Below are 8,563 nucleotides of genomic sequence, written 5' to 3'. Positions count from 1 at the left end.
CCCGCCGCGGCGAAGTCGATGTCCAGGCACCGGCGCAGGCAATCGAGAAGTATCGGCTCCTCAACGTCAATGCCGGTACCACCGGCAACGCGGGTGGCGAATCATAGGTCCCGAACCTACAGCACGTCCCGAACCTAAAGCATGAGGCAATAAGCGACGGCGGTTCCGCACAACAGGCGGGACCGCCGTCGGCCGTTAACATCCCAGGCGGTTGCTCAACCACCAGAAGATTCCCCTGTCAGGCGGCGGTTCGGACCCTGTGACCGGCGACAAGGCCAGTTGTAGCCTTCGCACAAATGGAGGTCCTGGGAGATGACCCGTATGCTCAAAGCATGGCAGAGCCGACAAGCACCCCAACCAAGCGCAAGGCAGCATCGCGTGCGCTCTCGCCTGAGAAAGCGGAAACCCTCAGGCAGCTTCGCGCCAACGTGGGGCAATTGTCCACATCCACCATGCGCCAGCTGGAAAAGTCCCTGCCGTGGTACAGCCGGTTGAGCTCTGATGAACGCTCTGCCCTTGGGCTGGTAGCCCAGAACGGCATCGCCGCTTTCGTTACCTGGTATGAGCGTCCCAGCTCTCCATCGTGGATCCTCACTGATGTCTTCGGCAACGCCCCCACTGAATTGACCCGGTCCATCAGCCTGCAGAAGGCACTTCAGCTCATCCGCATCGTGGTGGAGGTGGTAGAAGACCAGGTTCCCGTCATTGCCCCGGAGTCTGACCAGCCGTCGTTGAGGGAGGCTGTCCTGCGTTATTCGCGGGAAGTAGCCTTCGCGGCCGCAGATGTGTATGCACGGGCTGCGGAATCCCGTGGCTCCTGGGATACGCGGCTTGAGGCCCTCATCGTGGACGCCATCCTCCGCGGGGAAAACACTGACGCCCTGCGATCGCGGATTGCGGCACTTGGCTGGAAGGCCCAGGAGCGTTTCACGGTGATGGTGGGCAATTCGCCGTCGGAACCCAGCGCCAGCTATGTCAGCGAGCTGCGCAGGACCGCTGGCCGCTATGCCGAGGATGCGCTGGTGGGAATCCAGGGCGATCGGCTCATCCTGATCCTTGGCGGAGTCCAGGACCGTGACACGGCCTACTTGAAGCTCAGCGAGCTCTTTGCGCCCGGAGCGGTGGTCTACGGCCCGGAGGCCGGCTCGCTGCTGGAAGCGAGCAGCTCTGCCCAAGCGGCGTTCGCGGGCCTGACCGCCGCAAAGGCCTGGCCGTCGGCACCCAGACCAGTCGCGGCCGACGACCTGCTTCCTGAGCGGGTGGTCTCAGGCGATGACGCGGCGCGGCGTTCCCTGATCAAGAACATCTACCGGCCACTGCTCGCCGCTTCAAATGGCCTGGTGGAGACGCTTGGGACCTACCTGGAGCTGGGCCATTCCCTGGAAGCCACGGCCAGGGAGCTCTTCGTGCACGCGAACACTGTCCGGTACCGGCTCAAGCGTGTCTGCGACGTCACCGGGTGGGATCCGCTCCTTCCGCGGGAGGCTTTTGTCCTGCAAACTGCCTTGGTGGTGGGCCGTCTCTCGGCCCAGCCCAAGGCCCCGCCCGAACGTCAACCGACCCGGTCACAGCCCTGAACCGTTGTAGACTTCCTACAAACTGACCCGGCGAGCTTGGTGTACGAAAACACCGTTGGATTACTCGCGCATTTGGAAAGCTGGATACGTGCTCGCAATCGTCTGCCCTGGACAGGGCTCCCAGACCCCTGGATTTCTCGCCCCGTGGCTGGAACTTCCTTCCGTAGAAGGCCATCTGGCCGCCCTGAGCGAAATAGCGGGCATCGACCTCAAGGCCCACGGCACTACCTCCGATGAGGAGACCATCAAGGACACGGCTGTCGCACAGCCCCTGATCGTCGCCGCCGGCCTGGTTGCCGCAAAGTCACTGTTCGACGTCGAACTCAGCACCCTTCCCGTCATCCTGGCGGGCCACTCGGTTGGCGAGATTACGGCCTCGTCGCTGGCAGGCGTCCTAAGTGAGGACGACGCCATGACCTTCGTCCGGGAACGCGCCAACAGCATGGCTGCCGCCGCTGCCGTTACGCCCACCGGGATGAGCGCCGTCGTTGGTGGAGAGCCTGCGGAGGTTCTGGCTGCGATCGAAGCCGCCGGCGCGACACCTGCCAATGTCAACAGTGCCGGCCAGACTGTGGCCGCCGGGACATTCGAGCAGTTGAAGTCGCTCGCCGAGAACCCGCCTGCCAAGGCTCGCGTCATTCCGCTGAAGGTTGCAGGCGCGTTCCACACATCCCATATGTCTCCGGCAGTGAGTGCGCTCGAGGCCCTGCGGCCTTCCCTGAACCCCAAGAACCCGTCGGTTCCGCTGCTGTCGAACTACGACGGCGGAGAAGTCACCGAGGGCGCCGCCGTCGTCGACAGCCTGATTGCCCAGGTATCCCGTCCCGTTCGCTGGGACCTCTGCATGGAATCCCTCGTGCAGCGCGGCGTGACCGGCCTGATCGAGCTGGCGCCAGCCGGCACACTGGCCGGACTGGCCAAACGTGGCATGCCTGGCGTCAAGACTGTCGCGGTGAAGACACCCGAGGACCTGTCGGCGGCGCTTGCCCTCTTCGCTGAGCTGGAGGGACAGGCATGAGCGTCCCGTCCCTGAAGCAGTCAAACGTTCACGAACACTCCCGCATCGTCGGTCTGGGCGCCTACCGCCCGGACGTGATCGTCACCAATGACGACGTCTGCCAGTGGATCGATTCCTCGGATGAGTGGATCCGCCAACGGACCGGCATCGTCACGCGTCACCGCGCTCCCGCCGAGATCAGCGTCATCGACATGGCGGAGGGCGCAGCACGCGAAGCACTGGACAAGGCCGGGATCGACGCCTCGCAGCTTGGAGCCGTCATTGTTTCCACGGTGACGCATCCTTTCGCCACACCATCGGCTGCAGCAAACCTGGCGGACCGGCTGGGAGCTACTCCGGCCCCTGCCTTCGACATCTCGGCGGCCTGTGCGGGCTATTGCTATGGAATAGCCCAGGGTGATGCCCTGGTCCGCTCCGGCGCCGCAGACTACGTCCTCGTGGTTGGCGCCGAAAAGCTCTCCGACGTCATCGACAACTCCGAGCGCACCATTTCCTTCCTTCTTGGTGACGGAGCTGGAGCCGTTGTCATCGGTCCCTCGGACACTCCCGGCATCGGTCCTTCGGTTTGGGGTTCCGACGGCAGCAAGTGGGATGCGATCGGGATGACGCACTCGCTCCTGGATGTCCGCGATCATGCTGCGGCCACGCACGCCAACGAGGAGGGTGCCGTAGCGGCGGCCGCCGCGGTTTGGCCCACCCTCCGCCAGGACGGCCAGACGGTATTCCGTTGGGCAGTCTGGGAAATGGCCAAGGTGGCCCAGCGGGCGTTGGATGCTGCGGGCATCACGGTCGACGACCTCGCAGCCTTCGTCCCGCACCAGGCGAACATGCGGATCATTGACGAGATGGTCAAGCAGCTCAAGCTACCGGAAACGGTGATGGTGGGCCGCGACATTGCGGAAGCCGGCAACACATCGGCCGCTTCGATTCCGCTGGCTACCCATCGCCTTCTGGAGGAGAACCCCGAGCTCAGCGGCGGACTGGCGCTGCAGATCGGATTCGGCGCCGGACTGGTGTTCGGGGCTCAGGTCGTCGTCCTGCCGTAGGCAGGCGGGACCTGGCGCTGAAGCCGTGGCGTGGCGTTGAAGGCGGGACTGGCGTTTCAGCCAGAGACAACTACATATGAAACAAGTCTTTTCAAAATCCAAGCCGTAATCACGGTTTGCCCCCTTTCCGGTCCTGGTGCCGGAACAACAAGAAAAGGAGCCAACAATGGCTAGCAACGAAGAAATCCTGGCCGGCCTGGCTGAAATCGTCAACGAGGAAACCGGCCTTGCCCCCGAGGCCGTGGAATTGGACAAGTCCTTCACCGAGGACCTGGACATCGACTCGATCTCCATGATGACCATTGTGGTCAATGCCGAAGAGAAGTTCGGCGTCCGTATCCCGGACGAAGAGGTCAAGAACCTCAAGACCGTCGGCGATGCTGTCAGCTTCATCTCGAACGCCCAGGCCTAATCCTGGCTCCCGCTGTGCCGGGCCGGGATGTGCAAACGCATCCCGGCCCGGCACAGCCGCAAAAACACCCAAAGTTTTCACGGCCGATCCCTGCGAGGAACCGCAGCGGAGACGGCTGATCCGACAGAGAGTGATCGCATGGCACGCAAAGTAGTCATTACCGGCCTGGGCGCCACAACGCCCATTGGCGGCGACGTACCCACGATGTGGAAGAACGCGCTGCAAGGGGTTTCCGGTGCCCACACGCTCGAGGACGAGTGGGTGGCCCGATTCGAACTTCCGGTCACCTTTGCTGCACGCTGCTCGACTCCGGCGCTGGATGTCCTCAGCCGCGTTGAGGCCAAGCGCATGGACCCGTCCACGCAATTCGGCGTCATTGCTTCCCGCGAGGCATGGGCCGACTCCGGAATTACCGAAATCGACCACGACCGGCTGGCCGTCGCCTTTGCAACAGGCATCGGTGGCGTGTGGACCCTCCTGGACGCCTGGGACACCCTGCGCGACAAGGGCCCCCGCCGAGTGCTGCCAATGACAGTTCCCATGCTGATGCCCAATGGTGTCGCCGCCGCGGTCAGCCTGGACCTGGGCGCCCGCGCCGGCGCCCACACCCCTGTCTCCGCCTGTGCCTCCGGCACTGAGGCGCTGCACCAGGGCCTTGAGCTCATCCGCTCGGGCAAGGCCGACGTCGTCATGTGCGGCGGCGCAGAAGCGGCAATCCATCCGATGCCCCTGGCAGCGTTCTCGTCGATGCAGGCCTTGTCGCGGCGCAACGACGAACCCGAGCGCGCCTCCCGGCCCTATGACGTGGACCGTGACGGCTTCGTCATGGGTGAAGGCGCCGGTGCGCTGGTACTCGAGGCCGAGGAACATGCCCTGGCCCGCGGCGCCCGCATTTACGCCGAACTCGCGGGCACGTCCGTGACCGCCGATGCGTACCACATCACGGCTCCCGATCCGGAGGGCCTTGGCGCGACGCGTGCCCTCAAGGCCGCCATGTTTGACGGGCGGATCCAGGCGGAGGACGTGGTGCACGTGAATGCCCACGCTACTTCCACTCCCGTAGGTGACAAGCCGGAATACACGGCTCTCCGCGCCGCCCTGGGGACCCATGTGGACAGTGTGGCGGTATCGGCCACCAAGTCCCAGATGGGCCATCTGCTGGGCGCTTCGGGCGCCGTAGAAGCCGTGCTGACGGTTCTCGCAGTCTACGAGCGCCAGGCACCTGTCACTATCAACCTTGAAAACCAGGATCCCGAGATTCCGCTGGACGTCGTCACAGCACCGCGTCAGCTGCCGGGCGGCGACATCGTGGCGCTCAGCAACTCGTTCGGCTTCGGCGGACACAACGCAGTCATCGCGGTTCGCAACGTCTAGGCTCGAACTCCCTTACGCCACTGAACACGGCAAAGAGAGTGGGTAACAGGAGGGCCTCCACCACATGGTGGAGGCCCTCCTGTTGTTTGCGCAGTGGCTGGCTGTTTTGTCGGGCACTTGCTATGGAATTGCGCCCGGGTTCCTGGCGCTCGCTACCCCACTTGGTGCAGCCAGCGCACCGGTGCACCCTCGGCTGCGTGCCGGAAAGGTTCCAGCTCTTCGTCCCAGGCCTCACCAAGGGCGAGGGACAATTCGTGGTATACGGCTGCCGGGTCCCCGGCGCCGGCTTCGTAGGCGTACCTGATGCGGTCCTCCGAAACCATGATGTTGCCGTGTACATCGGTAACGGCATGGAATATCCCCAGTTCAGGGGTGTGGGACCAGCGTGCGCCATCGACGCCCTGGCTCGGCTCCTCTGTGACCTCATAGCGAAGATGCGTCCAGCCCCGGAGCGCGGAGGCAAGCTGTGCGCCGGTGCCCGGCGCACCGGTCCAGGACAGCTCGGCGCGATACATTCCGGGCGCAGCGGGTTGAGCGGTCCACTCAAGATCGGTTCGCTTGTCCACGACCGATCCGATGGCCCACTCAACATGAGGGCACAACGCGGTGGGGGCCGAGTGAACAAACAGGACACCGCGAGTCATTGCAACAGACATTCCATCCTCCATAGCTGTAGGTACGTCTTCCCCAACGACCTCTACCTCTGGATGAAATTAGTTGCCTGCGTTTTCCGCTTGTCCGGCTAACCACCAGTTATTCAGTTGATCCGGAACACTCTCCGGAAAGGGTCGGCTTCAAGCACAGCTTGAATGTTCCCGAACTTTTGTCTTATTTTGCCCCACCCTGCGAAATTACGCCAGTGCAATTTCTACAGGAGATCGAATCAAGCGTCAGTGACGTAACTAAGCACGCGGATGGGCCTGCTGATAGCTCTTCCGCAGCCTGTCCACAGAAACGTGAGTGTAGATCTGCGTGGTGGCCAGGCTGCTGTGGCCCAGGATCTCCTGCACTGCGCGAAGATCGGCACCACCATCCAGCAGGTGTGTGGCCGCTGAGTGCCGCAAGGCGTGCGGCCCGGTTGCTGAAGTATCGCCAAGCGCGAGGAGCAGCTCCTTGACGACGCTGCGCACTTGCCGCTGATCCACCCTCTTCCCACGCAGCCCCAGGAAAAGTGCAGGACCGCTGAACGAGCGGGCCAGATGGCCTCGGCCACGCCTGAGCCAATCGTCGACGGCGAGAGCGGCGGGAAGCCCATACGGAACCGTCCGTTCCTTGTTGCCCTTGCCGATGACCCTCAGTGAGCGCCGGTCGGCATCCAGGTCATCCACGTCCAGTCCGGACAGTTCGCCCACGCGAATGCCCGTGGCATAGAGGAGTTCAACCATGGCTCGATTCCGGAGACTGACCGGATCGCCTTCTTTGGCGGCCTGCGCCAGCCGGTCGAAAACTGTTGTCACCTGCTGCTGCTGGAGCACTCCCGGAAGCGACTTTGTGCGTTTGGGGGCTTGAAGGCGGAGCGCAGGGTCTGTGGCCAGCAACTCTTCGCGGACAGCCCATGCCATGAAGGACCTGACGGTCGCAGCCCTGCGGGCCAACGTTGCTCTGGAAAGTCCTGCCTCACTCTGTGCACCAAGCCAACGCCTCAGCGTGCCGAGGTCCACATCTTCCAAGCGGCCTGCTCCTTCGGCTGCCGCAAATTCCAGAAGACTGTTCACGTCGGAGAGATAGGCCCGGACAGTATGCGCCGACCTTGCCCGCTCGCCCTCAAGATGCCTGCGGAAGCCGTCGACCTTGCCGTGCAGCTCCGTCGACTCAACGCTTGCTTCCGTGTTTTTTTGTTCCACAGTCCAACTTTGCCAGTGACGGGCAAGATAGTACGTCAGCAACATAGTCAGCACTGGTTTCAGGCTCCCTTGCGTGCCCTCTTCCAGCTTCCGCCAACTGTCACGGCGAGTCCCAGTAGTCCCAGACGGCCCAGGCCTGCCCTGACGGCCTCAGGGCTGAGCCCCGCAACCACCGACAACTTCTCCACGGAACTGGCAGACCGAAGCGGCAGTGCGTCGAGGAGAATCAGATCTTCCAAAGTTAGGCCGTCGTGGTCAGCGCCGTCGGTGCTCCGCTCGGAGACGAGTGCTGTTCCGCTCGGGCCCGCAAGTTCAGCGATCTCGCCCACGTCGGTGACGCACACTGCTCCGCCGTCTCTCAGGAGGCGATGGCAGCCCGCAGAGTTCGCGCTATGGATTGAACCGGGCACCGCGGCGACTGTCCGCCCGATACTTTCTGCATGATGCGCCGTGTTCAGGGCCCCGGAACGCCATCGGGCCTCGACAACAACAGTAACGGCGGCAAGAGCGGCGATTATTCGATTGCGTTGGAGGAAGCGGTATCGGGTGGGTGCTGATCCCGGTGGCACCTCCGCTATGACAGCACCCTGGTTGGCCACCGCCCGAAGCAGGTCCTCGTTCCCTGAAGGATAGTAGCGGTCCACTCCCCCGGCCATGACAGCGATGGTAGGCATGGTCCCTGCCCCTCCGCTCAGGCCTCCGCGGTGGGCGTGGGCGTCGATGCCATAGGCGCCACCCGAGACTATGGTGTAGCCCCGCTGGCCAAGGCCATGGGCCAAGTCACCGGTGACGGACGCCCCATAGCTGGTGCTGTCACGGGAGCCCACTAGCGCGACAGTGGAGCTTGCGGCCGGGAACTCGTCCTCATGCCCCCGCCACCAGAGGCAAAGCGGTTCCTGCAGGCCAAGGTCCTCCAACTGTCGGGGCCAGAGTGGGTCGCCCGGTACGATCATGCGTCCCCCAAGACGCTTCATGGTGGCAAGGTCCCGTTCTGGAGCCAGGTCGTCAACCCGGGGTGCCCATCGTTTCAATGAGGCGGAAATCCCTCCCCAGGAAGAGGCAGCCCCGCCGTTGCTGAGAAGGGCCGTCATTTCCTGCTCGAGTTGAGGACCCGCTTTGAGCCGACCTGTCGCGATCTTTAGTGCATCGATCGCGCCGGCGGCACGAACCAGCGCGAGTCCTATGGAATCCTGCGGCTCCAGCAGCCGGGAAAGGGCAGCCCGCGCAAACCGTTCCTGTTCCTGTTTGTTGAACGCCTGTTTATTGAACGCCTGTTTGCTCATTGCTGGCGT

Annotated in this window: 8 protein-coding genes; 5 read left to right on the top strand and 3 right to left on the bottom strand. The window is 63.6% G+C overall.

Going from position 1 to position 8,563, the window contains the following annotated elements; genetic code table 11:
- The first annotated feature begins 332 nt into the window (after positions 1–332).
- The 5 genes from J7E82_RS06060 to J7E82_RS06040 all read left to right on the top strand — a co-directional run bounded on the left by J7E82_RS06060 (position 333) and on the right by J7E82_RS06040 (position 5,427).
- Positions 333–1,577 (top strand): CdaR family transcriptional regulator, encoded by a 1,245-nt coding sequence (locus tag J7E82_RS06060; RefSeq protein ID WP_214861514.1) that lies wholly within the window; start codon positions 333–335, stop codon positions 1,575–1,577.
- A gap of 88 nt (positions 1,578–1,665) precedes the next feature.
- Positions 1,666–2,595 carry an ACP S-malonyltransferase gene (locus tag J7E82_RS06055; protein ID WP_214861512.1) on the top strand — a complete coding sequence of 310 codons (930 nt, stop codon included), beginning with the start codon at positions 1,666–1,668 and terminating at the stop codon, positions 2,593–2,595.
- Complete coding sequence (locus J7E82_RS06050; protein WP_214861510.1) at positions 2,592–3,641, top strand: beta-ketoacyl-ACP synthase III; 1,050 nt, start codon at positions 2,592–2,594, stop codon at positions 3,639–3,641. The genes J7E82_RS06055 and J7E82_RS06050 overlap by 4 nt, the downstream gene beginning before the upstream one ends.
- A gap of 166 nt (positions 3,642–3,807) precedes the next feature.
- Positions 3,808–4,053: an acyl carrier protein gene (locus tag J7E82_RS06045; RefSeq protein WP_208748976.1), complete on the top strand. Its 246-nt coding sequence runs from the start codon at positions 3,808–3,810 to the stop codon at positions 4,051–4,053.
- Between the two features lie 138 nt (positions 4,054–4,191).
- The gene (locus J7E82_RS06040) at positions 4,192–5,427 is read left to right on the top strand and encodes a beta-ketoacyl synthase (RefSeq protein WP_214861508.1); all 1,236 of its coding nucleotides are present in this window, start codon (positions 4,192–4,194) and stop codon (positions 5,425–5,427) included.
- 152 nt (positions 5,428–5,579) lie between these two features.
- On the opposite strand, the gene J7E82_RS06035 is transcribed toward J7E82_RS06040, so the two are convergent.
- From J7E82_RS06035 to dprA, 3 genes are all read right to left on the bottom strand, one after another.
- Entirely contained in the window at positions 5,580–6,083 is a 504-nt protein-coding gene (locus tag J7E82_RS06035; protein WP_214861507.1) for a DUF3145 domain-containing protein, read from the bottom strand.
- A gap of 246 nt (positions 6,084–6,329) precedes the next feature.
- Positions 6,330–7,271 (bottom strand): tyrosine recombinase XerC, encoded by a 942-nt coding sequence (locus J7E82_RS06030; protein ID WP_308113638.1) that lies wholly within the window; start codon positions 7,269–7,271, stop codon positions 6,330–6,332.
- Between the two features lie 59 nt (positions 7,272–7,330).
- Positions 7,331–8,554, bottom strand: coding sequence for a DNA-processing protein DprA (gene dprA / locus J7E82_RS06025; protein WP_214861505.1), 1,224 nt, complete (start codon positions 8,552–8,554; stop codon positions 7,331–7,333).
- Positions 8,555–8,563: the final 9 nt, after the last annotated feature.

This window comes from Arthrobacter sp. ISL-30 (genome assembly GCF_018613855.1).
In the GTDB taxonomy this organism is placed as follows: domain Bacteria; phylum Actinomycetota; class Actinomycetes; order Actinomycetales; family Micrococcaceae; genus Arthrobacter.
Note: the sequence above shows the minus strand (reverse complement) of the source record. Positions and strands in the feature narration are given on the sequence as shown.